At 67.3% G+C, this 24,573-nt stretch carries 22 protein-coding genes; 7 read left to right on the top strand and 15 right to left on the bottom strand.

All coding sequences use genetic code 11. The features are described from left to right. Positions 1–27: 27 nt before the first annotated feature. A complete protein-coding gene (locus DFR39_RS16350) occupies positions 28–1,014 on the top strand; it encodes an LLM class flavin-dependent oxidoreductase (protein WP_133604935.1) in 987 nt (328 codons plus the stop codon). A gap of 132 nt (positions 1,015–1,146) precedes the next feature. Further along, positions 1,147–1,428, top strand: a complete 282-nt coding sequence (locus DFR39_RS16345) for a hypothetical protein (protein ID WP_133604879.1) — start codon at positions 1,147–1,149, stop codon at positions 1,426–1,428. 151 nt (positions 1,429–1,579) lie between these two features. Here the strand turns inward: DFR39_RS16345 and purL are convergent, their stop codons facing one another. The 13 genes from purL to murJ all read right to left on the bottom strand — a co-directional run bounded on the left by purL (position 1,580) and on the right by murJ (position 17,988). Next, positions 1,580–5,584, bottom strand: coding sequence for a phosphoribosylformylglycinamidine synthase (gene purL / locus DFR39_RS16340; RefSeq protein WP_133604877.1), 4,005 nt, complete (start codon positions 5,582–5,584; stop codon positions 1,580–1,582). A 127-nt stretch (positions 5,585–5,711) separates the two neighbouring features. Further along, entirely contained in the window at positions 5,712–7,028 is a 1,317-nt protein-coding gene (locus DFR39_RS16335; protein WP_133604875.1) for a TRZ/ATZ family hydrolase, read from the bottom strand. 3 nt (positions 7,029–7,031) lie between these two features. Beyond that, complete coding sequence (locus DFR39_RS16330) at positions 7,032–8,039, bottom strand: nucleoside hydrolase (protein WP_133604873.1); 1,008 nt, start codon at positions 8,037–8,039, stop codon at positions 7,032–7,034. Next, positions 8,036–8,974 (bottom strand): ribokinase, encoded by a 939-nt coding sequence (gene rbsK / locus DFR39_RS16325; RefSeq protein WP_133604871.1) that lies wholly within the window; start codon positions 8,972–8,974, stop codon positions 8,036–8,038. Before rbsK ends, DFR39_RS16330 begins: the two co-directional genes overlap by 4 nt. Before the next feature lie 40 nt (positions 8,975–9,014). After that, positions 9,015–10,022 carry a LacI family DNA-binding transcriptional regulator gene (locus DFR39_RS16320; RefSeq protein WP_133604869.1) on the bottom strand — a complete coding sequence of 336 codons (1,008 nt, stop codon included), beginning with the start codon at positions 10,020–10,022 and terminating at the stop codon, positions 9,015–9,017. A gap of 196 nt (positions 10,023–10,218) precedes the next feature. Next, positions 10,219–11,229: an inorganic phosphate transporter gene (locus DFR39_RS16315; protein ID WP_133604867.1), complete on the bottom strand. Its 1,011-nt coding sequence runs from the start codon at positions 11,227–11,229 to the stop codon at positions 10,219–10,221. 15 nt (positions 11,230–11,244) lie between these two features. Further along, complete coding sequence (locus DFR39_RS16310) at positions 11,245–11,892, bottom strand: DUF47 domain-containing protein (protein ID WP_133604865.1); 648 nt, start codon at positions 11,890–11,892, stop codon at positions 11,245–11,247. 160 nt (positions 11,893–12,052) lie between these two features. Beyond that, the gene (gene folK, locus DFR39_RS16305; RefSeq protein ID WP_281277262.1) at positions 12,053–12,577 is read right to left on the bottom strand and encodes a 2-amino-4-hydroxy-6-hydroxymethyldihydropteridine diphosphokinase; all 525 of its coding nucleotides are present in this window, start codon (positions 12,575–12,577) and stop codon (positions 12,053–12,055) included. Next, positions 12,574–14,130 carry a polynucleotide adenylyltransferase PcnB gene (gene pcnB / locus DFR39_RS16300; RefSeq protein ID WP_133604861.1) on the bottom strand — a complete coding sequence of 519 codons (1,557 nt, stop codon included), beginning with the start codon at positions 14,128–14,130 and terminating at the stop codon, positions 12,574–12,576. The genes folK and pcnB overlap by 4 nt, the downstream gene beginning before the upstream one ends. Beyond that, complete coding sequence (locus DFR39_RS16295; protein WP_133604859.1) at positions 14,127–14,795, bottom strand: histidinol-phosphatase; 669 nt, start codon at positions 14,793–14,795, stop codon at positions 14,127–14,129. The genes pcnB and DFR39_RS16295 overlap by 4 nt, the downstream gene beginning before the upstream one ends. Then, complete coding sequence (locus tag DFR39_RS16290; protein WP_133604857.1) at positions 14,792–15,475, bottom strand: HdaA/DnaA family protein; 684 nt, start codon at positions 15,473–15,475, stop codon at positions 14,792–14,794. The genes DFR39_RS16295 and DFR39_RS16290 overlap by 4 nt, the downstream gene beginning before the upstream one ends. Positions 15,476–15,557: 82 nt before the next feature. Further along, complete coding sequence (locus DFR39_RS16285; RefSeq protein WP_133604855.1) at positions 15,558–16,415, bottom strand: SirB1 family protein; 858 nt, start codon at positions 16,413–16,415, stop codon at positions 15,558–15,560. A gap of 10 nt (positions 16,416–16,425) precedes the next feature. Further along, entirely contained in the window at positions 16,426–17,988 is a 1,563-nt protein-coding gene (gene murJ / locus DFR39_RS16280; protein ID WP_133604853.1) for a murein biosynthesis integral membrane protein MurJ, read from the bottom strand. Positions 17,989–18,112: 124 nt separating this feature from the next. Here murJ and rpsT point away from each other — a divergent pair, with 124 nt between their 5' ends. Continuing rightward, complete coding sequence (gene rpsT, locus DFR39_RS16275; RefSeq protein ID WP_133604851.1) at positions 18,113–18,409, top strand: 30S ribosomal protein S20; 297 nt, start codon at positions 18,113–18,115, stop codon at positions 18,407–18,409. 110 nt (positions 18,410–18,519) lie between these two features. On the opposite strand, the gene DFR39_RS16270 is transcribed toward rpsT, so the two are convergent. Beyond that, positions 18,520–19,350: an alpha/beta fold hydrolase gene (locus tag DFR39_RS16270; protein WP_133604934.1), complete on the bottom strand. Its 831-nt coding sequence runs from the start codon at positions 19,348–19,350 to the stop codon at positions 18,520–18,522. A 150-nt stretch (positions 19,351–19,500) separates the two neighbouring features. Then, the gene (locus tag DFR39_RS16265; RefSeq protein ID WP_133604849.1) at positions 19,501–19,848 is read right to left on the bottom strand and encodes a DUF3579 domain-containing protein; all 348 of its coding nucleotides are present in this window, start codon (positions 19,846–19,848) and stop codon (positions 19,501–19,503) included. A gap of 204 nt (positions 19,849–20,052) precedes the next feature. On the opposite strand from DFR39_RS16265, the gene DFR39_RS16260 reads away from it, so the two are divergent. The 4 genes from DFR39_RS16260 (at position 20,053) to DFR39_RS16245 (ending at position 24,568) form a co-directional block, all read left to right on the top strand. Next, the gene (locus tag DFR39_RS16260; protein ID WP_133604848.1) at positions 20,053–21,270 is read left to right on the top strand and encodes an aspartate aminotransferase family protein; all 1,218 of its coding nucleotides are present in this window, start codon (positions 20,053–20,055) and stop codon (positions 21,268–21,270) included. A 9-nt stretch (positions 21,271–21,279) separates the two neighbouring features. Further along, on the top strand, positions 21,280–22,242 hold the full coding sequence (argF, locus tag DFR39_RS16255) for an ornithine carbamoyltransferase (RefSeq protein WP_133604846.1): 963 nt from the start codon (positions 21,280–21,282) through the stop codon (positions 22,240–22,242). Between the two features lie 84 nt (positions 22,243–22,326). Continuing rightward, complete coding sequence (locus DFR39_RS16250; RefSeq protein ID WP_133604844.1) at positions 22,327–23,082, top strand: metallophosphoesterase family protein; 756 nt, start codon at positions 22,327–22,329, stop codon at positions 23,080–23,082. A 22-nt stretch (positions 23,083–23,104) separates the two neighbouring features. After that, positions 23,105–24,568, top strand: a complete 1,464-nt coding sequence (locus tag DFR39_RS16245) for a serine/threonine protein kinase (RefSeq protein WP_133604842.1) — start codon at positions 23,105–23,107, stop codon at positions 24,566–24,568. Positions 24,569–24,573: the final 5 nt, after the last annotated feature.

Raw genomic sequence — 24,573 nt, 5'->3', positions numbered from 1 at the left:
GCCTAGACTGCCGGGATCATGTCGCAGATACCGCCCCTGTCCGTTCTGGACCTCGCCCCGATCGTGGCCGGCAGCGATGCCGTGACCGCCCTGCACAACAGCCTGGCCCTGGCCCGTCACGCCGAGGCCCTGGGCTACCACCGCTTCTGGGTGGCCGAGCACCACAATATGGACGGTGTGGCCAGCGCCGCCACCGCAGTGCTGATCGGTCAGATCGCGCGCGCCACCGAGCGCATCCGCGTGGGCTCGGGCGGCATCATGCTGCCCAACCATGCGCCGCTGACGATTGCGGAGCAGTTCGGCACCCTGGCCTGCTTCTTCCCCGGCCGCATCGACCTGGGCCTGGGCCGCGCGCCGGGGACGGACGGCCCCACCATGCGGGCCCTGCGCCGCCATCTGAGCAGCGCCGCCGAGGACCGATTCCCCCAGGATGTGCAGGAGCTGCAGGCCTATCTGGGCCCGGCCCGCGAGGGTCAGGTCGTGCGCGCCATTCCCGGCCAGGGCACCGAGGTGCCGATCTGGCTGCTGGGCTCCAGCCTCTACAGCGCCCAGCTCGCCGCCTACCTGGGCCTGCCCTTTGCCTTTGCCTCGCATTTCGCACCGGAGCTGCTGATGCAGGCCCTGGATCTCTACCGCAGCCAGTACCGGCCTAGTGCCCGCCATCCCAAGCCGCATGCCATGGTGGGGCTCAATGTGATCGTGGCCGACAGCGATGAACAGGCGCAGCACCTCTTCACGTCCCTGCAGCAGCGCTTTCTGGGCATGCAGCGCGGCCAGCGCGGCCCCTTGCCGCCGCCAGTGGACGATATGGAGGCCCTCTGGACCCCGGCCGAGAAGGCCGGCGTGGCCCGCATGCTGGCCGAATCGGTGGTGGGCTCGCCGGTGACGGTGCGTGCCGGTCTGCGCGCCACGGCCGAGCGCACCGGCGCGGACGAATTCATCGTGGCCGGCGCCCTGCACGACTTTGGCGCCCGCCTGCGCTCCTACGAGCTGCTGGCGCAACTGGCGGCCTGAAGGCACGCGCGGCTGGGGCGCGTCAGCGCGATTTGTCAGCAGCCTCCGGCGAGGCAAGGGCGCGAGACTTCATATCGCTCGAACTTACTGTATATTCATACAGCATTTTGAGCAACACGAGGCCCCGCCATCATGTATCTCGATCTTCAGGACCCCGACAGCATCGTCAGCTGGTGGCGCGAGTTTCCCGAGCGCCACTGGGCCTATCTGGACGCCCTGGACCAGCTGACGCCGCAGTTCCGCGCCAGCATCCAGCTGGCGCGCCAGCGCATCCGCCAGCAGCCCGATTTTCCGGCCCGGCTGGATGACGGCCCGGCCCAGCATGGCGCGGCGCCGGTAGCGGCCAGCCTCATGCCCGAAGACGACGAGGACGATACCCGGGACTTCGCGCCCAAGTACGGCGCGCTGCACTGAGCGGTCCGCCCACGCCCCTCCACCCGACAGCGCAGTTGCCGGGCTTCGCTTTTCTCCTGTTTCGACGTCTGGAAGCCCGCGCATTCGCCCGGTGAGCCTCGCGGCTCGCCGGGCTTTTTTTGCGCTCAGCGCAGACCGCGCCGGTCCCGGCTTAGCCGATGGCCTTGCGGGCGTTGCGGAACATGCGCATCCAGGGGCTGAGCGCGCTCTTGTCACCGCTGGTCCAGCTCATCTGGATATTGCGGAACACACGCTCCGGGTGCGGCATCAGGGCGGTGAAGCGGCCGTCCGCCGTGGTCACGCCGGTCAGGCCCTCGGGGCTGCCATTGGGGTTGAGCGGATAGACCTCGGTGGGCGCGCCGCTGTGGTCCACATAGCGCAGGGCGCGGGCCACCTTGGCGGCATTGCCGCGCTGCGAGAAGTCGGCAAAGCCTTCGCCATGAGCCACGGCGATGGGCAGCCGGCTGCCGGCCATGCCCTGGAAGAAGAGGCTGGGAGACGCCAGCACCTCGACCATGGCCAGACGGGCCTCGAACTGCTCGCTCTTGTTGCGCGTGAACTTGGGCCAGTCCTGCGCGCCCGGGATGATGGGCGAGAGCGCCGCCAGCATCTGGCAGCCATTGCAGATGCCCAGGGCAAAGCTGTCGCCGCGGGCAAAGAAGGCCTGGAAGTCCTCGGCCAGCACCGGGTTGAACATCACCGAGCGGGCCCAGCCCTCGCCGGCCCCCAGGGTGTCGCCATAGCTGAAGCCGCCGCACGCGATAAAGCCCTTGAAGTCACGCAGCGAGGCCGCACCCGACTGCAGATCGCTCATGTGCACGTCGTAGGTGTCGAAGCCGGCCAGGGCCATGGCATAGCTCATCTCGACATGCGAGTTCACGCCCTGCTCGCGCAGGATGGCCAGCTTGGGGCGGGCGCCACTGGCGATGAAGGGGGCGGCCACGTCCTCGGTCGGCTCGAAGGTCAGGTGCACATGGCGGCCCGGATCGTCGGCGCGGCCGGCCTGCTCATGCTCGCTGTCGGCACAGGCGGGGTTGTCACGCAGCTGAGTGATGCGGTGGCTGACCTGGTCCCACTGCTTGTGCAGGGCCTCCAGCGGCGCGCTGAACACGGCCTTGGCATCGCGCCAGATTTCCACCTTGCCACTGGTATTGGGCTTGCCCACCACATGGCTGTGCTTGGACAGACCGTGCTGGCGCAGCACCTGCAGCACCGCGTCGCGGTCCTCGGTGCGCACCTGCAGCAGCGCGCCCAGTTCCTCGTTGAACAAGGCCTTGAGCGTGAGTTCCTCGCGCCGACCGCTGACCTGGGAGGCCCAGTTCTTGGAGTCGCCGAAGTCGGCGCGGCTGTCGTTCACGCCATCGCCCTCGGTGACCAGCAGGTCCACATTCAGGCTCACGCCGCGATGGCCCGCGAAGGCCATCTCGCAGGCCGTGGCCCAGAGGCCGCCGTCGCCGCGGTCGTGGTAGGCCAGAATCTTGCCTGCGGCGCGCAGCTCGTTCACCGCGGCCACCAGGCTCTTGAGCAGGCCCGCGTCATCCAAGTCCGGCACTTCATTGCCGAACTGATTCAGGGCCTGCGCCAGGATGGAGCCGCCCATGCGGTGCTTGCCCTGGCCCAGATCCACCAGGATCAGCGAGGTGTCACCGGCCTGCAGCTCGGGCGTCAGGGTGCCGCGCACATCGGCCACGCTGGCAAAGGCGGTGATGATCAGGGACACCGGGGCGGTGACCTGTTTGCTGACATCCCCATCCGGCCACTTGGTCCGCATGGACAGCGAATCCTTGCCCACCGGGATCGAGATGCCCAGCTGCGGGCACAGCTCCATGCCCACGGCCTTAACGGTGTCGAAGAGCGCGGCGTCCTCGCCGGGCTCGCCGCAGGCAGCCATCCAGTTGGCGCTGAGCTTGACGCGCGGCAGCTCGATGGGCGCGGCCAGCAGATTGGTGATGGCCTCGCCCACGGCCATGCGGCCCGAGGCGGGCGCGTTCACCGCCGCCAGCGGGGTGCGCTCGCCCATGCTCATGGCTTCGCCGGCAAAGCCCTTGAAGTCGGCCAGGGTCACGGCGCAATCCGCCACCGGCACTTGCCAGGGGCCAACCATCTGGTCGCGGTGGTTGAGGCCGCCCACGCTGCGGTCGCCAATGCTGATCAGGAAGCGCTTGGAGGCCACGGTCGGGTGGCGCAGCACGTCCAGCGCCACCTTGGAGAGGTCAACACCGGTCAGGTTCAGTGCTCCGCCATCGCGGGCCACGCGCTGCACATCACGGTGCATCTTGGGCGGCTTGCCCAGCAGCACGTCCATGGGCATGTCGATGGCGCGCTCACCACCCTCGCCGTCTTCCAGGATCAGCTCGCGCGCCTCGGTGGTGACGCCCACCACCGCGAAGGGGCAGCGCTCGCGCTCGCACATGCTCTTGAAGAGTTCCAGGCTGCCCGGCGCGATGGCCAGCACATAGCGCTCCTGGCTTTCATTGCACCAGATCTCCTTGGGCGCCAGGCCGCTCTCTTCCAGCGGCACCTTGCGCAGATCGAAGATGGCGCCACGGCCGGCGTCGTTCACCAGCTCGGGGAAGGCGTTGGAGATACCGCCCGCGCCCACATCGTGGATGGCCAGGATGGGGTTCTTTTCGGCGCCCAGGCCCCAGCAGTGGTTGATGACCTCCTGCACGCGGCGCTCGATCTCGGGGTTGCCGCGCTGCACGGAGTCGAAGTCCAGATCGGCGGTATTGGTGCCGGCCGCCATGGAGGAGGCGGCGCTGCCGCCCATGCCGATGCGCATGCCGGGGCCGCCCAGCTGCACCAGCAGGCTGCCGGCCGGGAACTCGATCTTGGTGGTCAGGTCGGCACGGATGGCGCCCAGGCCGCCGGCGATCATGATGGGCTTGTGATAGCCGCGCTGCACGCCCGCCACTTCCTGCTCGAAGACGCGGAAGTAGCCACCCAGATTGGGCCGGCCGAACTCGTTGTTGAAGGCGGCGCCGCCCAGCGGGCCCTCGATCATGATCTGCAGGGCGCTGGCGATGTGCTCGGGCTTGCCCACATTGGCCTGCTCCCAGGGCTCGCTGAGACCCGGCAGACGCAGATTGGAGACCGAGAAGCCGGTCAGACCGGCCTTGGGCTTGGCGCCGCGGCCGGTGGCGCCTTCATCACGGATCTCGCCACCGGCACCGGTGGAGGCGCCGGGGTGCGGGGAAATGGCGGTCGGGTGGTTGTGGGTTTCCACCTTCATCAGCACATGGGCGGTCTCGGCGCGGGCCTCGTACTTGGGGGCGCGTGCATCACCTGCCGGCATCCAGCGCTCGATGGTGTGGCCTTCCATCACGGCGGCATTGTCCGAGTAGGCAATCACCGTGTGCTGGGGGCTGAGCTTCTCGGTGTTGCGGATCATGCCGAAGAGGCTCAGCGGCTGCTCCTCGCCGTCCACCGTGAACTTGGCGTTGAAGATCTTGTGGCGGCAGTGCTCCGAGTTCGCCTGGGCGAACATCATCAGCTCCACATCGCTGGGGTTGCGCTTGAGGCTGTTGAAGGCATCGACCAGGTAGTCGATCTCATCGTCCGAGAGCGCCAGACCGAAGTCCTTGTTGGCCTGCTCCAGGGCGGCGCGGCCGCGGCCCAGCACGTCCACATGGGCCAGACCCTGGGCGCTCTTCTCGTCGAAGAGGTGCTGGGCGTCCTCGCGGGCCAGCAGCACGCTCTCGGTCATGCGGTCATGCAGCAGGGCCGCGCAGGCGATCAGCTCGTCCTGAGCCAGGCTGCGTTCCTTGCCGGTCAAGCCGTCCAGCAGGCCGGACTTCAGCGTGATGCGGTACTCGGTGACACGCTCCACGCGGTGGATGTTCAGGCCGCAGTTGTGGGCGATATCGGTGGCCTTGGAGGCCCAGGGGCTCACCGTGCCCAGGCGCGGGGCCACCACCACCAGGCTGCCTTCGCTGCCGCCGGCATAGGCATCGCCATAGTTCAGCAGCGCGGCCAGCTTGGCCTTCTCCTCCTCGCTGAGCGCCACATCGCTCCAGACCCAGTGCACATGACGGGCGGCCAGGCCCGTGATGCGCTCATTGACGGCCTGCAGCTGCGGCAGCAAGGCCTGGGCCCGGAAGGAGGAAAGGGCGTTGCCGCCCTCGAAGGAAAGCAGATGCTTTGTGGTGGAAGCCATGGAATCCCGCGCGGCGGTCCGGGCCGGGTAGGCGGACCTAGATCGAAGAAGCTCGGGATTCTACCGAGAGCGCTCCACGCTCCCGGCGGCCAGGGCGAAGTTTCACGCCCTGGTCAAAGAACGAGGCTCAGCGCTCGGTCTTCATGCGCTCGACGATGGCCTCGCTGCGCTCCAGCAGGGCCGACACATCGATGCTGGTGAGCTCGCGCTGCTTGAGCAGCTGGCGGCCGCCCACCCAGACATCGGACACATGCTCGCGGCCGGCCACATAGACCAGCTGGGCATCGGCGTGATAGACCGGGCGGCACTCCAGCGCGTCCAGCGAGACGGCCACCACATCGGCCAGCTTGCCCGGCTCCAGCGAGCCCAGATCGGCCTCGCGGCCCATGGCCTTGGCGGCGCGGATGGTCGCCATCTCCAGGGCCGTGCGGGCCGAGACGGTGAGCGGATCGCCCGTCACGCCCTTGGCCAGCAGGGCCGCGGCGCGGATCTCGCCGAACATGTCCTGGCGGTTGTTGGAGGCGGCACCGTCCGTGCCCAGGATGGTGTTGACGCCCGCGGCTTCCAGGGCCTTGAGCGGTTGCACACCCGAGGCCAGCTTGAGGTTGGAGTTGGGGTTGTGCACCAGATGCACCTTCTGCGCGGCCAGCATCTCGATCTCGGCCTCGGTCAGGTGGACCATGTGCACGGCCATCATGCGCTCGTTCAGCAGGCCCAGCTTGTTCAGGCGCTCCAGCGGGCGCATGCCGAACTGCTTGACGCTCTCATCCACCTCGAACTGGGTTTCGTGGATGTGGCAGTGCATCTGCAGCTCATGCTGCTCAGCCAGCTGGCGCAGCTTGACAAAGGTTTCGTCCGAGACCGTGTAGGGCGCGTGCGGCGCGCTGGTCCAGTCCAGCAGGGCCTCGCCCTTGAACTGCTCGTAGGCGGCCAGGCCCTTGGCGATGTAGTCGTCCGGACCGCTGGCATAGCCGGTGGGGAAGTCGATCACATTGATGGACACGCCGGCGCGTATGCCCGAATCGAGGGCGGCGCGCGCCATCGCGGTCGGGAAGAAGTACATATCGTTCAGATAGGTCACGCCGCCGCGCAGGGCCTCGGCGGCCGAGAGCAGGGAACCCTGGTAGGTCCAGTCCTCGCTGACCCACTTCTTCTCCAGCGGCCAGATGTGGTTGTTGAGCCAGTCCATCAGGGCCAGGTCATCGGCCACGCCGCGCAGCAGGGACATGGCGGAATGCGTGTGGCCGTTGATCAGGCCGGGGATCAGCACATGCTGGCCCAGTTCCACGCGCTCGGCCGCGGGGTAGCGGGCCTCGGCCTCGTCCCAGGGCAGGACGGCGGCGATGCGCTCGCCTTCCAGCACCACGGCATGGCGCTCCAGCACAGGGGCGCCGGGCGCCATGGTCAGGACCCAGCGGCCCTTGAGGATCTTGATCGTGCTCATGGCTTACTCCTTGTTGTCTTGCTCTTCAAAGGCCCGCGAGAACAGGTCCAGCACACCCTGCTCATCCACATCGATGCAGACCTGCTGATTGGGGCACAGGCTCCAGGGCGAGGCCGTGCCGCCATGCTCGCCGAACTGGCGCCAGGCCTGAATGGTCTGGCCGCGGGCAATGCCCTCGGTCACCACACGGACCGGGCCGCCGCGCAGGGTGAAGAGCGAGGGATCGATCAGATACGCCACGGCGCTGGCGTCGTGGGAGTAGATGCCCCCGATGCCATCGCGCTCATGATAGAAGTCCTGATAGTGGCGCGTGGCCTGCCACAGAAAGTCGCCCACGCCCTGGCCGCGTCCGCGCAATCCGGCCAGATAGGCCTCGTCCATGACCACTTCCTGGGTCACATCCAAGCCCACCAGCACCACCGGCCACTCGGCACCGAAAACGCGGTCGGCCGCCTCGGGGTCGTTGATGATGTTGGCCTCGGCCACGGGCGTGACATTGCCGGCGTGGCCATGGGTGCCGAAGGCCCCCCCCATGACCACCACCTGCCGCACCTTGCTGACGATGGAGGGGTCGTGGCGCAGGGCCAAGGCCAGATTGGTCATGGGGCCCACGGCCACCAGGCTGATCTCGCCCGGTCGGGCATTGACCATCTCGCAGATCAGCTCATGGGCAGGCCGCGCATCCACGCCCTGACGCGGCGCCGGCAAACGGCTGGACATGCCGCCCAACCCATCGTCCCCATGCACATGGGCCGGAAAGTCCTGGCTCCCCAGCGGCGAGAGCGGCCCGGCGGCGCCGGCGGCCACCGGAATGTCCAGGCCGTACAGGCCGCACAAGGCCAGGGCATTGGTGGTGGTGGTCTGCACCGAGGCGTTGCCAAACACCGTGGTAAGGGCCAGCAGATCCACATCGGGATGCCGCGCCAGCAGGCTCAGGGCCATGGCGTCATCGATGCCCGGGTCGGTGTCGAAGATGACGGGAAGGCGGGACGAGGAAGAAGGCTTGTTCATGGCTGCAGCTCCGAACGACGCGGCATGGCGGACTGCACACCGCTGCGGCTGACGGCGATGGCCGCCGCGGCCTGGCCCAGGCGCACCGCCTCGACCGGGCTCATGCCCTCGGCCAAGCCGGTGGCCAGACCACCCACAAAAGTATCACCGGCACCCACGGTGTCCACGGCTTTCACGGCACGGGCGGGCAGCAGTTGCAGGCCGGCAGCATCCGCCAGCAGAGCGCCCTGGGCGCCCAGGGTCACCAGCACCTGACGCGGACCGCGCGCCAGCAGGGCCTGGGCGGCAGCCTCGGCCTCGGCCAGCCCGCCCACGGCCAGGCCCGCAAATTGCGCGGCCTCGGTCTCGTTGAGCACCAGCCAGTCGCACAGGGGCAGCAGCTCGGCGCCCTCGGCCAGGGCCGGCGCGGCGTTCAGGATGGTGATCACCCCCGCGGCGCGGGCCATCTCGAAGGCGCAACGGATGGCGGGAACCGGCACCTCCAGCTGGGCCACCACCACGCGAGCGGCCTGCAACAAGGGAGCCGCGGCCTGCACATCGGCCGGCAGCAGCTGGGCATTGCTGCCGGGCACATAGACGATGGAGTTTTCGCCACCCTCGCTGGCCACCATGATGACGGCAATGCCCGGCAGGGCCGTCTCGTCCTGCTGCACGCCGCGGGCGTCCACGCCCTCCTCGGCCAGGGCAGCCAGCAACTCGCGGCCATGGGCGCGGGTGCCCACGCGTGACACAAAGCCCACGCGCGCGCCCAGGCGAGCCGCAGCCACGGCCTGGTTGGCGCCCTTGCCGCCGGGGGCCATGACAAAGGCTTCGCCCATCAGCGTCTCGCCCGGCGCCGGCAAGCGGCGTGAGTGCGAGACCATGTCCATATTGATGCTGCCCACCACCACCACATGGGCAGCGGCTGAGCCGGCGACGGCGCGGGAATCGCTCATCGGTTTGACTTCCTCTTACAGATTGTGGGGCCGTGGCGCCTCAGCGGCTGCCAGGCGCGGCCGTGCTCTCACGCTGCACCAGGCGCGGCGTCAGCTGCACGTCCTTGAGTGGTGCGCCGGGATTCTCGATGCGGTCGATCAGCACCCGGGCCGCCTCGCGGCCCAGCTCCTTGATGGAGCAGCCCACGGTGCTGAGCGCCGGATAGACATAGGCGCTGAGCTCGATATCGTCAAAGCCCACCACCGAAAGCTGCTGGGGCAGTCGCAGCCCGAACTCGGCCGCAGCACGTAGCACGCCCAAGGCCATCATGTCATTGCTGGCAAAGACGGCACTGATCTCGGCGCGGTCACGCAGCAGACGACGAGCCGCTTCATAGCCACCGGCGCTGCTGAAGTCGCTCTCGATGAGCAGGCTCCCGTCCACCGGCAGCCCACGCTCCTGCAGGGCCCGTCGCCAGCCCTCGACGCGCTCCATGCTGACCTCGAACTCCGCGGGACCGCTGATGCAGGCGATCTGCCTGTGCCCCAGATCCAGAAGGTGGCGCACGGCCTTGTACGCGCCATCCTGGTTGTTCACGCTGACCCGATCGGCACGCGCGCCGGGCACGGCACGGTCCACCGTGACCGCCGGCACCGTCGCCAGCTTGAAGATGCGAGCCAGGGCCTCGGCATCACCGGCCGAAGACAGCAGCAGGCCGTCGATGCGCTTTTCCAGCAGGGTGCGCATGTATTGCTGCTGGCGCTTGGGGTCGTTGTCCGAGTTGCACAAAAAGACCGAGTAGCCCGAGAGCCGGCAGCCCTCCTCCACTCCCACCACCAGCTCGGCGAAGAAGGGGTTGTTCACATTGGGCACCAGCACGCCAATGATCTTGGTCTCGCTCTTGCGGAGCGACCGCGCCACGGCGCTGGGCAGGTAGCCAATCTCCTCCACGGCCGCCAGCACGCGGCGGCGCGCGTCGGCACTGACGGGCCGGGTGTCGTTCAGGACATGGGAGACGGTGGTGAAGGACACCCCCGCCAGCGCCGCGACATCTTTGATCGTGCTCACAGGCTAGGACTCTTGCAGACTCGGTGAAGGCTGAGCGCCGAACTCAGGGCCAGCGCCTTAGCGCGCTGGAGCTGGACCATGGGTTCGAAATGGCAAACGTTTGCCAACCTGCGCGAGCATAGCGCAAAGCGCCCCTCGCGGCGCGACGCCGATGCAGCCATCAAGCAAATTCAGGCTGCGTCCGGAGCGCCCCGGCTCAGAACAGCGTGAAGCTCAGCCAGTAGCAGATGCCGGCCATGAAGGCGGCCGCTGGAATGGTGAAGATCCAGGCCCAGACGATATTGCCCGCCACCCCCCAACGCACGGCGGATGCGCGCTGGACCGAACCGACACCGACGATGGCGCCGGTGATGGTGTGGGTGGTCGAGACGGGAATGCCCAGCGCCGTGGCCAGGAACAAGGTCATGGCGCCGCCCGTCTCGGCACAGAAGCCGCCCACGGGCTTGAGCTTGGTGATCTTCTGGCCCATGGTGCGCACGATGCGCCAGCCGCCAAACATGGTGCCCAGACCAATGGCGATATAGCAGGAGTAGATCACCCAGCCCGGAGGCGCCGCATCGGTCGCGGCCATATAGCCCGAGGCCACCAGCAGCATCCAGATGATGCCTATGGTCTTCTGCGCATCGTTGCCACCGTGTCCCAGGCTGTAGAGGCCGGCGGAAACCAGCTGCAATCGGCGGAACCAGTTGTCCACCCGGAGCGGGGACGTACGCCGGAACAGCCAGGCCACGATCACCATCAGCAGCGAGCCCAGCACAAAGCCCAGCAGCGGCGACACAAAGATGAAGGCCACGGTCTTGAGCACGCCGCCGGCAATGAGCTTGGAGGCGCCGGCCTTGGCAATCACGGCACCCACGATGCCACCGATCAGCGCATGAGAGCTGGATGAGGGGATGCCGTACCACCAAGTGATGATGTTCCAGGCAATCGCACCCATCAGCGCACCGAAGACCACATGATGGTCCACGACCCCGGGCTCCACGATGCCCTTGCCGATGGTGCCGGCCACCTTGAGGTGGAAGAAGGCAATGGCGATGACGTTGAAGAAGGCGGCAAACAGCACCGCCTGCTGCGGCTTGAGCACGCCGGTGGACACCACCGTCGCGATCGAGTTGGCCGCATCATGGAAGCCATTCATGAAGTCGAAGGCGAGCGCCAGTACCACCAGCATCGCCACGACCCAGAAGGCGATCTGAACCGTTTCCATGGAAGACGGCTCCGATCAGGAGTTCTCGAGGACGATGCCCTCGATGAGGTTGGCCACGTCCTCGCAACGGTCGGAAATGGACTCCAGCTGCTCGTAGATGGCCTTGAGCTTGATCAGCTCGCGCACATCCTCCTGCTCGCGGAAGAGCTTGGACATGGCCGAACGCATCACGCGGTCGGCATCCGACTCCAGCTTGTCGATTTCTTCGCAGGTCTTGACGGCCGCATCGGCCGTCTGCGGCTGGCTCAGCTTGGGCAGCAGGGACACGGCATGCTGCACGCGCTCGCAGCACCTGGCCGAAAGCTCACCCAGACGCAGCACTTCCTCCGGGATGGAACGCACATCGTAGAGCGACAGGGTCTCGCTGCTATCCTGAAGCAGGTCCAGGATGTCATCCATGGCATTGATCAGGCCGTGGATCTGCTCGCGGTCGATGGGCGTGATGAAGGTGCGGTGCAGCAGGCGGTTGACCTCGGCCGTGATGCGGTCGGCGGCATGCTCGGCCTTGTCCACCTCGGCGGCGTACTTCTCGCGCAGGTCCAGATCGTTGTAGTTCTGGATCATCAGCATGAAGGCACGCGCGCCTTCGACGATCTGATGGCCGTGCTCGTTGAAGAGCTCAAAAAAATTGCCCTCTCGGGGCAGCAGCTTGCCAAACAGCATGTGAGGATTCTCCTGGCTCGTGCGGGGGCACCCCGGCAACGGGCACGGCGCATTCGCGCTTTGTCATTGATTTGTCATCGTCTTGTCACGCGATGGAGGCGGGAGTGTATCTGCACAGCGCACCCACGGCCGAGGCACGGGCGAGGATGCTCAGCAGACCTCAGACTGGCACGAGCTCCAGCGCCAGACGCTCCAGGCGCTGATCGGCCACCCCGGGCAGCCAGTCGGTCAAGGCCCCCAAGCCCGGCAGGGTCAGCGCGGGCGCCAGCTCCAGCAGAGGCCGCAGCACAAAGGCACGCTGATGCAGGCGCGCATGCGGCAGTTGCAGCCGGGGCTCATCCATGACCAGATCATCCAGCGCCAGCAAGTCCAGGTCCAGGGTGCGCGGTGCATTGCGGTAGGGCCGCTCGCGGCCATGGACCTGCTCGATGGCCTGCAGCGCATCCAGCAGGACCAGGGGTGCGAGCCGGGTCTCCAGCCGTGCCACGGCGTTCAGAAAGTCGGGGCCGCCCGCCTCGATCGGCGCGCTGCGCCAGGCGCCGGAGACGGCCGCGAGCCGGCTGTGCGGCAGAGCGGCCAGCGCGCCCAGGGCCATACGCAAGGTGGCCGGTAGATCGCCCAGGTTTGCACCCAGGCCGATATAGGCCGTGGCGAGCGGGGCCTCCGCCGGCTTCAAGCCACTCACTCGGCCGAAGGGGTCGCGGCCGGCTTGCTGCCCGCCGGACGACGGCGACGGCGGCGCTTCTTGGCCGGGCCGGCGCTGGCGGCGCCCTCACCGCCCTCGCCCGAGTCAACCGTTGCCGAGGCGGCCGTAGCCGCAGCATCCTTGCGCGGCAGGCGGTGCACCTTGGGCGGACGGCGCTGGCGGTCGGCCTCGCGGGCCTGCTCCAGCAGGGCCTCGCGCTCCTCCTCGCTGCCCAGGGCAAAGTCCTCCCACCAGTCGGCCAGGGCAGGCTCGATCTCGCCCACATCGGCACGCAGACGCAAGAAGTCGAAGCCGGCGCGGTAGCGCGCCTGCTCCACCAGGGTGTAGACCCCGTTGCCGCTGCGACGCTCGAAGCGCGGCTGCATCATCCAGATCTCGCGCATATCGGTGGCCAGCTTGCCGCGGCCCGAGATATCGCCGATACGGGCATCGAACACCGCGTCAATGGCCTGGCTGAGTGCCGGCACCGGCGCCTCCCCGGCCTCGCGCAGCCGCGCCCAGCGTTCCGACACCTCATGCCAGAGCATGCAGGCCAGCATGAAGCTGGGCGAGACGCCGCGGCCCTCGGCCACACGGCGGTCGGTGTCCTCGAAGGCCAGGCGCACGAACTGGCCGCGCTGGCCCTCGTGCAGGTCGCCCTCCGGCGTGAGCATGGCGTCCAGGATGGGGAAGATGCCGCGCGCCAGGCCCAGCTTCTTGAGCTGGGCCAGGCTGGCCAGGGAGTGACCGGTCTGCAGCAGCTTGATCATCTCGTCGAACAGGCGCGAGGCCGGCACATTGGCCAGCAGATCCGCCATGGACTGGATGGGCTTGCGGGTCTTGGGTTCCAGCTCGAAGCCCAGCTTGGCCGCAAAACGCACGGCGCGGATGATGCGCACTGGGTCCTCGCGGTAGCGGGTTTCGGCATCGCCGATGATGCGCAGCACCTTCTTGCGCGCATCGCCCAGGCCGCCGTGATAGTCCACCACCAGCTGGCGCTGGGGGTCGTAGTACATGGCGTTGACCGTGAAGTCTCGGCGCGCCGCATCCTCGATCTGCGGACCCCAGACGTTGTCGCGCAGCACCCGGCCTTCGGCATCGACCACATGGCTCTTGCCGGCCAGCTCGGCCTTGGAGGTCTTCTCATTGCCGCTGACCTGCTCGGCGCTCTCGCTGCCCAGCAGGGCGCGGAAAGTGGAGACCTCGATCACCTCATGCTCGCGCCCGCGGCCATAGACCACGTGCACGATGCGGAAACGCCGGCCGATGATGAAGGCGCGGCGGAACAGGCTCTTGACCTGCTCGGGCGTGGCATTGGTGGCCACGTCGAAGTCCTTGGGCCGCATGCCCAGCAGCAGATCGCGCACCGCGCCGCCCACGATATAGGCTTCAAAGCCCGCGTCCGCCAGGGTCTGGACCACCTTGACGGCTCGGTCATCCAGCAAGTCAGGATCAATGCGGTGCTCGGCCACCTGCACCTCCACCCGCTTGCCCAGGGGGCTGCTTTTGCCGGCGGGCTTGCCCAGCAGCTTGTCGATGAATTTCTTGATCATGGGAAGAGAGTCAGTTGGGGCCAACCGCGCTCGCTCGCGATCTTGGCCAGGGCCGGCGTGGGGTTGGTCGCGACCGGATCGCTGACCCGCTCCAGCAGCGGCAGATCATTGATCGAGTCGCTGTAGAAGTAGATGCGCTCGAAGTCCGACCATTGTCGCCCCAAGCCGGTCAGCCAGGCCTCCACCCGCGTGATCTTGCCGGCCTGGAAGGAAGGGACACCCTCCACGCGGCCGGTGTAGCGCCCCTGGGCATCACGCTCCAGCTGCACCGCGATCAGGGTCTCGATGCCAAAGGCTGCGGCAATGGGCTCGGTGACGAACTCATTGGTGGCCGTGACGAGGGCCACCAGATCCCCGGCATCCTGATGCTTCTTCACCAGGGCGCGGGCCTGGGGCAGCAGCATGGGCGCCATGACCTCGGCCATGAAGCGCTCGCGCGCGGCCAGGGCCTCGGCCAGGGGGCGCTGGCGCCAGACCGAGCTGGCAAAGTCGATGTAGCGATCCAGATTCAGGACGCCGGCCTGATACTCGGCAAAGAACTCGTCGTTGCGCCGACGCCACTCCTCGCCGTCGGCCCAGCCGATATCGACCATGAAGCCGCCGAAAGCGTGGTCCGAGTCGTGCGGGATCAGGGTCCCGTCCAGATCAAAAAGGGTGAGGTTCATGCTTTTTCTTCTTGCTCGGCCTGGTCGGCCAACATCTGACGCAGCAGGGGCACGGTGACGGCCCGCTTGGTGGACAAGGCGAACTCATCCAGCCGGTCCAGCAGGCCCATCAGGTGCTTGAGATTGCGGGCAAAACGGGTGAGCAGATAGTCCATCACCTCGTCCGAGAGCGCGATGCCGCGACGATCGGCCTCGCGGCGCAGTGCTGCCCGTACCTCCTGCTCCGCGAGCGGCTGCAGGGCAAAGGTCGGCCCCCAGCCCAGGCGGGTGCGCAGGTCCTCGCGCAGTTCCAGGTCCACCGGCGGTGCGGTGCCGGTGGCCACCACGGCCAGGCCATGGGTGGCCGCCTCGACAAAGAGCTGGAAGGCCGCGTGCTGCTGGCCGGCGTCATAGTCCTGGCAGTCGTCCAGCAGCAAGAGGCTGGGCTGGGCCGGCAGCTCCCAGGGCAGGGCCGTGTCCGCGCCATACCAGCCCACCTGGGCACCGGCTGCCTGCCAGGCACCGGCCAGGGCGCGCAGCACATGGGTCTTGCCACTGCCCGCCCCGCCCCACAGGAACACCGGCGGCGCCCCGGGGGTGAGCGCCTGCAGATGCGCCAGCGCCGCGGCATTGGCGCCGGGCATGAGATTGTCAAAGCTGTACACGGGCTCGGGGCCCAGCGAGAGCGGAATCTGCTTCAAAGAGGATCAACCTTCGTCCCGCGGCACACCCAGATGGCAGCACCGCAACCGGCCGCGATTCTAAGCGGCGCCCTGCCCCGCTTCAGTGCATGGGTGGCGCTCCACGCGCCACCAGTGTCTGCACGCGCCGCGCGATTTCCGGCGCATCGCTCGCATCGGGGCTGAGTTCCAGATAGCGGCGCAAGTCCTCGACCGCCCCCTGCCAATGCCCCACCGCCTCCTGGGCCAGGCCGCGATCACGCCATTCCGCGGCCTCGCCCGGCAGCAAAAGCACCAGACGCTGCTGCACGGCCAACCATGCCGACGCGTCACCCTCGCTGCGGTGTATCTCCTTGAGGTTTCGCAGCATGCGGGCCAAGACCTGGCGCGGCGTCGCAGGCCTGAGAAAACGCTCCAGCGGCTGCGGCGAGGTCCAGTCCGCCCGAAAGGGCTGTAGCGCCTCCTCAAGCGCCTCTCGCGACAGGGGCTCGCAACGCAAGGGGTCCAGCACCAGATCCCCCTGGGGCAGCTGCAGCTTGATCAGGAAGTGCCCGGGGAACGACACCCCGCAGGCCTGTAGGCCGATCTGGGCCGCCAGCTCCAGATAGATGACAGCCAAGCTGACCGGGATGCCTCGCCGTGTTCGCAACACCCGGTGGACATAGCTGTTGTCCACCTCGTAGTAATTGTTCAGATTGCCGGCAAAGCCCAGCTCCTGGCTGAAGAAGTGATTCAGCAGGCGCAGCCGGTGTGCAGGGGCCGCATCGGCCGGCAGGCGCTGGTGCAGACGCCGGGCCAGCTCATCCACCTCCGCCAGCACCGCCTGAACATCAAAATCGGGATAGCGATCCTGGGCAATCGCTGCCGCCGCCTCCAGCAGGTGCAAGCTCGCGTCGTCAGCCACCAAGGCCGCGAAGTAAGTCAGCGTCGAGGCCGGCTTGAGATAGGGCGAATCGCTCATGCGCGCGAGTCTAGGCCCGGCGCACGAACTGGCGCAGCTTCAGCCCGCAAATGGCCAGCACCGCGAAGTACACCAGCGCCGAGGCCGCCAGACTGGCCGCCATCAGCAGGGCTCGCAAGAGCTCCGTGCGCCCTAGGGCGACCCAATCAAAATAGCCCGCCAGCCACCACTGCAGGGCACCCATGGCCGCACTGGCCAGCACCACCCGCAGCGTGAAGCCCAACCAGCCCGGCGCAGGCTGGTAGCTGCCCAAGCGGCGCAGGCCACGCAGCAGCCAGGCCGCATTGACCAGGGCCCCAAGACCGATAGCCAGGGCCAGGCCCGCCACCCCCAGCCAGGGAACCAGCAAGGCATTCAGCAGCTGGGTCAGCACAAGCACCATCACGGCAATGCGCACCGGCGTGCGCATATCCTGGCGCGCAAAAAAGCCCGGCGCCAGCACCTTGATGCCCACCAGCCCCATCAGACCGACACCGTAGCCCATCACGGCCCAGCTGGTCTGGGCCACGTCCTGCGCCGTGAAGGCGCCGCGGTGGTAGAGCACCGCCACCATGGGCTGGGCAAACAGCAAAAGCGCCACGGCACAGGGCAGCGCCAGCAGCAGCACCATGCGCAAGCCCCAGTCCAGCATGGCCGTGTATTCCTGCGCATCACCCCGCGCCTGGGCCGCGGACAGCTGAGGCGTCAGCACGGCCCCCAAGGCCACGCCCAGCAGCGCTGTCGGAAACTCCATCAAACGGTCCGCAAAGGTCAGCCAGGACGCCGCCCCCTCGGCCACAAAGATGGCGATCTGGGTGTTGATGACCAGGGAAAGCTGCGCCACCCCCACACCCAGCAAAGCCGGCCCCATGGCGGACAGCACCTGCTTTACCCCCTGACTGGCCCAAGCCCGGCGCAGCGCGCCCAGCCCCAAACTCAGGCGCGGCATGGCGCCGATGGCGCGCAGGGCCGGAATCTGGACCACAAGCTGCAAGACACCACCCAGCATCACACCCATGGCCAGGGCATAGATGGGCTGCACCCCCTGCTCACGCAACCAGGGCGAGAGCCAGAATCCACAGGCGATCACCGACAGATTGAGCAGCACCGGCGTGAGTGCCGGCACGGCAAATCGCTTCCAGGTATTCAGAATGCCGGCCGACAAAGCCACCAGGGACATGCAACCGATGTAGGGGAACATCCAGCGCGTCATCACGATGGCGGCCTCTCGCCCCGATTCCGGCAAACCAGCCCCCAGCATCCAGACCAGCAGGGGCGCGCCAAGCACGCCCAACACGCATGTCAGGATCAAGGCCCAGAGCAGCACCGTGGCCACGGCATTGATCAGATCGTGGGTGGCCTCCTCACCTTCGGCCGCGCGGGTGCGCGCCAGCAGGGGTACGAAAGCCTGTGAGAATGCCCCTTCGGCAAACAGGCGCCGCAACATATTCGGGATGCGAAACGCCACCTGGAAGGCGTCGGTCAAGGTCGAGGCCCCGAACATGGCCGCCACCATCTGCTCCCGGATCAAACCGGTCACACGCGACGCCAGGGTCAGCACGGAAACTGTGGATGCGGCGCGCAGAAGATTCATGCGGGATAAGGGTTTGGATGACCGAAGCGGCCGCATTATGGAGCCTGTTGTCAGGCGGCATTGCATTTCGAGTCCCAAAAGTGCTACACTCGCCGTCTTTGCACCATCTGGGTAAATACACAAAATGGCAAGCTCTTCCAAAGCCAAGAAGAAAACCGTCCGTCTGGCATCGGGCCGCAAGCGCGCACGCCAGGACGTCAAGCTGAACGCCGCCAACACGGCACTGCGCTCCAAATTCCGCACGGTCATCAAGAACGTGCAAAAGGCCGTGGTCGCTGGTGACAAGACCAAGGCTGCCGAACTGTTCAAGACCGCCCAGGCCGTGATTGATTCCGTGGCCGACAAGGGCATCTTCCACAAGAACAAGGCTGCTCGCCACAAGAGCCGCCTGTCCGCCAAGATCAAGGCGCTGGCCGCCTGAAACAACCAGACTTGGTGCAAAGCAAAAGCCCGCCTCGGCGGGCTTTTGTCATTGGAGCGCCAAGCAAACGGACGCTGAAGACACGCCGCCAAGCGTCGAGGATTTGACGCTCAGCCTTGCTGCACCTGCAGGTCCGCGATACGCGAAGGCGAGCCGCCAATCACCATGGCGTGCATCTGCTGCGCCCGCAGCCAGTCCCCCACCGCCTGAGCGACCCAAGAGGGATCATCCAGCGCCAGATCGTGACCTGCCTGGGTGTGCATGCGCAAAGGCGCCCCCCAGGCACGGCTGAGCGCCTGCGAACAGCGCCAATCCACCAAGTCGTCAGCCTGGCTGCAGAGCAGGAGCATAGGCGCCTGCGGACGCCCCCTGCTGGCTTGGTATCTCAGAGCAGCCAGCAACTGCCTGAAACCATTGCGCCAGGCCACCGGATGCCGGCGCTGCAAGTCGACCCAGGCATCCAGCACCTCACGCGGCCTGTCGACCATGCGAGAGGTTGCCGCCAGCACCCTGGCCTCACGCCAGCGCCCACGCAAGCTGAGCACGCCGCCGGCCAACAGTTTCCAATAGCTCAGCGGCCGCATACGGCTGCGCAAGGTCACCGCAGGCCGCATGCTGGTATTGATCAGAACTGCGCCAGCCACCTCCTCCGGATAACTCAGCGCCCACTCGCAGGCCACCATGCCCCCCAAGGACATGGCCAGGAGATAAACCGGCCCGTGACACCCACGACGCCGCAATTCGTCACGACAGGCCTGCACCAAATCGGGAACCCGACTCGGGCTGATTTGACGGTATAGCGAGCCATTACCCGGCAGATCCAGCGTCATGACACAAATGCCAGGCTGTTGAACTGCCAGCCGCTCACGCAGCAATTGGGGGAAGGCTCCCCAATGCCCGCTCTCGCGGGTGAGTCCGCGCAGCAGCACCCAAGTTGGCACCGAATTCAAGCGAACTCCATGAGGCATGAGGTCGGCCCGCCCGGCTCGACCTGAATTACGTGTGAGGTGGTTGTAATGCGCGGGCGAGGCGCGCCCGGCTGCGCTCAATTAAATCAGCTCAGGCCCAAGGCTTCAATGCCGTACTGTCACTTATTGCGAGGACGAGCCCGGCTTCACGGGCGGCTCGTCCGGTATCAGACAGGCCTCGACGACCTGCAAGCGGTTGTCGCGCGCAAAGTTCATCACGAAGTCCCAGGCCATCGGCTCGATGTCCTTGAGCGCCTCGTTGACGATCACGCACTTCACGCCGTTGATGACCGTCGGCACGCAGTAGGGCGAATAGCCGATATGGGCACCTGGGCCACTGCGCGCACCACCCGGGCGGAAGCAAGACATGGCACCCGCCAGACGCTCGGCCCAGTCGCTGGGTCTAAAGGTCCGTCCCTCCAAGGTCAGACCTTGGATAAAGACTTCGCGCGGTTTGGGGGGCAGGCTCATGAAGCGGTGATGACAGGCCGCTCAGCTGCGGCAAGACCGCTATTGTGCCTTGGATGTGTTGCGCCGCAGCACAGTGGGCACTGAAGTCCGAACAAAGCTTCGGTAGTTCTTGACACATGCGCGATTCATCGACAAGTCGGCCCCTTAGAATCGGCTCCCCTGCCCCACCCCCGGGGCATCCCTTCCCCCTCGAATGGAAAGTTGATGAACGCCCCAGCTACCGCGCCCGCTGCTCCCACCGAAGCCCATGTGATGCAAACCTATGGCCGACTGCCGATCGCGCTGTCGCATGGCCAGGGCTGCTGGGTCTGGGATGTCAACGGCCGACGATATCTGGACGCGCTGGGTGGCATCGCGGTCAATACCTTGGGCCATGCTCACCCCCGTCTGGTGCCGGCGCTGCAAGAGCAGGTGGCCAAGCTGATCCACACCAGCAACTACTACCACGTGCCCTTGCAGGAGCAGCTGGCGGCCAAGCTCTGCGAGCTCTCGGGCCTGAGCAAGGTCTTCTTCTGCAACAGCGGCCTGGAGGCCAATGAAGCGGCGCTCAAGATCGCGCGCAAGTTCGGCCAGGACCGTGGCAACACCACCCCCGAGGTGATCGTGTTCGAGGGCGCCTTCCACGGCCGCTCCATCGCCACGCTCTCCGCCACCGCCAACCCCAAGGTCCACGCCGGCTTCGGCCCGCTGGTACAGGGCTTTGTGCGCGTGCCGCTGAACGATCTGGCCGCGGTCGAAGCCGCGATCAAGAGCCATCCCAACGTGACCGCCATCTTCCTGGAGACCATCCAGGGCGAGGGCGGCGTGAACCCGGCCCGCATCGAGTTCCTGCAAGGCCTGCGCCGCCTGTGCGACGCGCACGATCTGCTGCTGATGCTGGACGAGGTGCAGTGCGGCATCGGCCGCACCGGCAAGTGGTTCGCCCACCAGTGGGCCGACATGCAGCCGGACGTGATGCCCCTGGCCAAGGGCCTGGGCTCGGGCGTGCCCATCGGCGCCGTGGTCTGCGGCCCGCGCGCCGCCAGCGTGCTGCAGCCGGGCAACCATGGCACCACCTTCGGCGGCAACCCGCTGGCCATGCGCGCCGGGGTCGAGACCCTGAAGATCATGGAAGAAGACGGTCTGCTGGCGCACGCCGCCCGGGTGGGCGCCGCCCTCAAGGCCGGCCTGGAGCGCGAGCTCGCCGGCGTGCCCGGCGTGGTCGAGATCCGTGGCCAGGGCCTGATGCTGGGCATCGAGCTGGACCGTCCGGCTGGTGCCGTGCTGGGCCAGGCCGCCGAGGCCGGCCTCTTGATCAGCGTCACCGCCGACCGCGTGATCCGTCTGGTGCCGGCCCTGATCCTGAGCGAGGACGAGGCCGCCCAGGTGGTGGCCATCCTGGCGCCGCTGGTCAAGGCCTTCCTGGCCCAGCCCAAAGCCTGAACCCAGCCGATGAAACCTGGAAACAGCCTGATGCGCCACTACCTGCAATTCAAGGATCTGCGCGCCGAGGAATACGCTCATCTCTTCGACCGCGCCGCCATCATCAAGCGCCGCTTCAAGAACTACGAGAAGTACCAGCCCCTGCAGGATCGCACCCTGGCCATGATCTTCGAGAAGGCCAGCACCCGCACCCGCGTGAGCTTCGAAGCCGGCATGTACCAGATGGGCGGCTCGGTGGTGCACCTCACCACCGGTGACAGCCAGCTGGGCCGCGCCGAGCCCATCGAGGACAGCGCCCGCGTGATCAGCCGCATGGTCGACATCGTAATGATCCGCACCTTCGAGCAGAGCAAGATCGAGCGTTTTGCCGCTCACTCGCGCGTGCCCGTGATCAACGGCCTGACCAACGAATACCACCCCTGCCAGATCCTGGCCGACCTGTTCACCTTCATTGAGCAGCGCGGCATGGACCGCCGAGGCGCCATCGACATGGACTGCCTCAAGGGCCGTGTCGTGGCCTGGGTGGGCGACGGCAACAATATGGCCAACACCTGGCTGCAGGCGGCCGAGATCCTGGGCTTCACGGTGCATGTCAGCACCCCCAGCGGCTACGAGATCGACCCCGCCGTGGCGGGCATCAAGGACGCCAGCTGCTACAAGGTCTTCAAGGACCCGCTGGAGGCCTGCCGCGGCGCCGATCTGGTCACCACCGATGTGTGGACCAGCATGGGCTACGAGGCCGAGAACGAGGCCCGCCGCAAGGCCTTTGCCGACTGGTGCGTGGACGCGGAAATGATGGCCGTGGCCAAGCCCGACGCGCTCTTCATGCACTGCCTGCCCGCCCACCGCGGCGAGGAAGTCACGGCCGAGGTGATCGACGGACCCCAGTCCGTGGTCTGGGACGAGGCCGAGAACCGCATGCATGTGCAGAAGGCGCTGATGGAGTACCTGCTGCTGGGGCGCATCGGCTAAACGCCAGCGCGAAGCAAAGCGGCCCGTGCGCGGGCCGCTCGTCTGTTGGGGTCGTGTCAGGCCTGCGTGGCAAGATGTGTCCCCATGCGCTGGGCCCTCATCACCGATATTCATGCCAACCGCCAGGCCCTGGAGGCCGTGCTCGCGGATGCCCGAGCCCAGGGCTGCGAGCGTTATGGGCTGCTGGGCGACTATGTGGGCTATGGCGGTGATCCGGCCTGGGTGATCGACCAGGTGCGGGAGCTGGTCGCCCAAGGGGCCGTGGCGGTGCAGGGCAATCACGACAGCGCCGTCACGCAGGGCGCCCTGCCCACCATGCGCGAGGACGCGCGAACGGCCGTGAGCTGGACCCGAGATCGGCTGAATCCCGAACAACTGCGCTTCCTGGCCGAGTTGCCCCTGAGTCGCAGCGAGGGCGAGTGCCTCTTTGTGCATGCCAACGCCTACGATCCCGAGGGCTACGAGTACATCCAGGGGCGCCTGGAAGCCATGCGCAGCCTGCAGGCCACGCGGGCGCACTACACCTTTTGCGGCCATATGCATGAGCCCATGCTCTACCACCTCTCCGGTACGGGCAAGGCCGGCGACTTCAGGCCGGTGGCCGGCGTGGAGATCCCGCTGCTCAGCCACCGCCAGTGGCTGGCGATTCCCGGCTCCTGCGGCCAGCCTCGCGACGGCAATCCGGCGGCTTGTTACGCTGTCTTCGACAGTGAGCGCGGCCTGCTGAGCTTTCAGCGCGTTCCCTACGATGTCGAGGGCGCGGCCGCCAGCATACTCGCCAGCGGCCTGCCCGAACCCGTGGCCCAGCGCCTGGCGTCCCGCCTGGCGCGCGGCGAATAGAAACCAACACAAACGCCCCGCCATGAGCACAGGTCCCAGCAGCGTGCAGGAGCTTCCCCCGCCCACCCCGCTGAGCCCGGGCATGGTGCTTGACGGCTTCCGCCTCGAAGAGCGCCTGCATCAGGGTGGCATGGCCAATCTCTGGCGCGTGAGCCGCGTGCAAGCGCTGCCCGACGATGAGATGCCCCTGATCATGAAGGTGCCGCGCATCAAGGGCGGCGAGGACCCGGCCACCATCGTGGGCTTCGAGGTCGAGCAGATGCTCATCCCCGTGCTCAAGGGCCCGCATGTGCCGCGCTTCGTGGCCCGGGGCGACTGGACCCGCCAAGCCTATATCGTGATGGAGCGCATCGAGGGCGAGTCCCTGCGCCCGCGCCTGGATGAAGCGCCGCTGAGCGTGGATGAGGTGGTGGACATCGGACAGCGCGTGGCCGCCGCCTTGCACGATCTGCACCGCCAGCATGTGGTGCATCTGGACATCAAGCCCAGCAACATCATGTTCCGCCCGGACGGCAGCGCGGTGCTGGTGGACTTCGGGCTCTCGCGTCACGACCATCTGCCCGACTTGCTGGAGGAGGAGTTCGAGCTGCCCATGGGCACCGGCCCCTATATGTCGCCGGAGCAGGTGCAGTTCGTGCGCAACGACCCGCGCAGCGATCTTTTCGCCCTGGGCGTGATGCTCTACCACCTGGCCACCGGCGAGCGCCCCTTCGGCCAGCCCAGCTCGGTGCGCGGTCTGCGCCGTCGGCTCTATGTGGAGCCCCTGCCCCCACGCGCCATACGCCCCGAGCTGCCACCCTGGCTGCAGGAAGTCATCCTGCACTGCCTGGAGGTCAAGCCCGAGCGCCGCTACCAGAGCGCGGCCCAGCTGGCCCTGGATCTGCAGCGCCCCGAGTCCGTCACGCTGACGGCGCGCGCCCACAAGCTGGAGCGCAGCGGCGCGCTCAAGGCCTTCAAGCGCTGGTTCTTCGCCCTGGGCCATGAGCCGCAGCGGGAGTCCGCATCATCGTCCTCGGTGGATCAGCAGCTTTCGCGCAGCCCCATCATCATGGCGGCGGTGGACACGCAGTCCGCCACGCCCGCGCTGCTGGCGCGGCTGCAGGAGACCGCGCGCCGCCTGGTGCATGCCGAACCCGGCGCCCGCCTGGCCTGCGTCAGCGTCATGAAAACGGCACGCATCGGCATGGACGAACTCACCGATGCCCAGGGGCGCAGCGTGCATGTGAAGCAGCTGATCGCCCTCAAGCACTGGGCCCGCCCCATCAGCCGCGCCCTGTCGCTGGAGGACGCGCGCCTGACCTTCCATGTGCTGGAGGCGCCGGACGCCGCCCAGGCCATCATCGAGTTCGCGGCCAAGGCCGGCGTGGACCATATCGTGATGGGTGCCCGCGCCAACTCTGCCCTGCGCCGCTACCTGGGCAGCGTCTCGGCCCAGGTGGTGGCCGAGGCGGAATGCAGCGTCACCGTGGTGCGGGCGCCGGGCTGAGGGCG

This window comes from Roseateles asaccharophilus (assembly GCF_004362405.1).
Lineage (GTDB): Bacteria > Pseudomonadota > Gammaproteobacteria > Burkholderiales > Burkholderiaceae_C > Kinneretia > Kinneretia asaccharophila.
This window is presented reverse-complemented; position numbering and strand designations above follow the sequence as displayed.

Excerpts from the sequence above, each read along its gene's own strand:
- DFR39_RS16345 (WP_133604879.1), top strand. The coding sequence starts at position 1,147 with ATGTATCTCGATCTTCAGGACCCCGACAGCATCGTCAGCTGGTGGCGC.
- purL (WP_133604877.1), bottom strand. The coding sequence starts at position 5,584 with ATGGCTTCCACCACAAAGCATCTGCTTTCCTTCGAGGGCGGCAACGCC.
- DFR39_RS16335 (WP_133604875.1), bottom strand. The coding sequence starts at position 7,028 with ATGAGCACGATCAAGATCCTCAAGGGCCGCTGGGTCCTGACCATGGCG.
- DFR39_RS16330 (WP_133604873.1), bottom strand. The coding sequence starts at position 8,039 with ATGAACAAGCCTTCTTCCTCGTCCCGCCTTCCCGTCATCTTCGACACC.
- rbsK (WP_133604871.1), bottom strand. The coding sequence starts at position 8,974 with ATGAGCGATTCCCGCGCCGTCGCCGGCTCAGCCGCTGCCCATGTGGTG.
- DFR39_RS16315 (WP_133604867.1), bottom strand. The coding sequence starts at position 11,229 with ATGGAAACGGTTCAGATCGCCTTCTGGGTCGTGGCGATGCTGGTGGTA.
- DFR39_RS16310 (WP_133604865.1), bottom strand. The coding sequence starts at position 11,892 with ATGCTGTTTGGCAAGCTGCTGCCCCGAGAGGGCAATTTTTTTGAGCTC.
- pcnB (WP_133604861.1), bottom strand. The coding sequence starts at position 14,130 with ATGATCAAGAAATTCATCGACAAGCTGCTGGGCAAGCCCGCCGGCAAA.
- DFR39_RS16295 (WP_133604859.1), bottom strand. The coding sequence starts at position 14,795 with ATGAACCTCACCCTTTTTGATCTGGACGGGACCCTGATCCCGCACGAC.
- DFR39_RS16285 (WP_133604855.1), bottom strand. The coding sequence starts at position 16,415 with ATGAGCGATTCGCCCTATCTCAAGCCGGCCTCGACGCTGACTTACTTC.
- murJ (WP_133604853.1), bottom strand. The coding sequence starts at position 17,988 with ATGAATCTTCTGCGCGCCGCATCCACAGTTTCCGTGCTGACCCTGGCG.
- rpsT (WP_133604851.1), top strand. The coding sequence starts at position 18,113 with ATGGCAAGCTCTTCCAAAGCCAAGAAGAAAACCGTCCGTCTGGCATCG.
- DFR39_RS16265 (WP_133604849.1), bottom strand. The coding sequence starts at position 19,848 with ATGAGCCTGCCCCCCAAACCGCGCGAAGTCTTTATCCAAGGTCTGACC.
- DFR39_RS16260 (WP_133604848.1), top strand. The coding sequence starts at position 20,053 with ATGAACGCCCCAGCTACCGCGCCCGCTGCTCCCACCGAAGCCCATGTG.
- argF (WP_133604846.1), top strand. The coding sequence starts at position 21,280 with ATGAAACCTGGAAACAGCCTGATGCGCCACTACCTGCAATTCAAGGAT.
- DFR39_RS16250 (WP_133604844.1), top strand. The coding sequence starts at position 22,327 with ATGCGCTGGGCCCTCATCACCGATATTCATGCCAACCGCCAGGCCCTG.
- DFR39_RS16245 (WP_133604842.1), top strand. The coding sequence starts at position 23,105 with ATGAGCACAGGTCCCAGCAGCGTGCAGGAGCTTCCCCCGCCCACCCCG.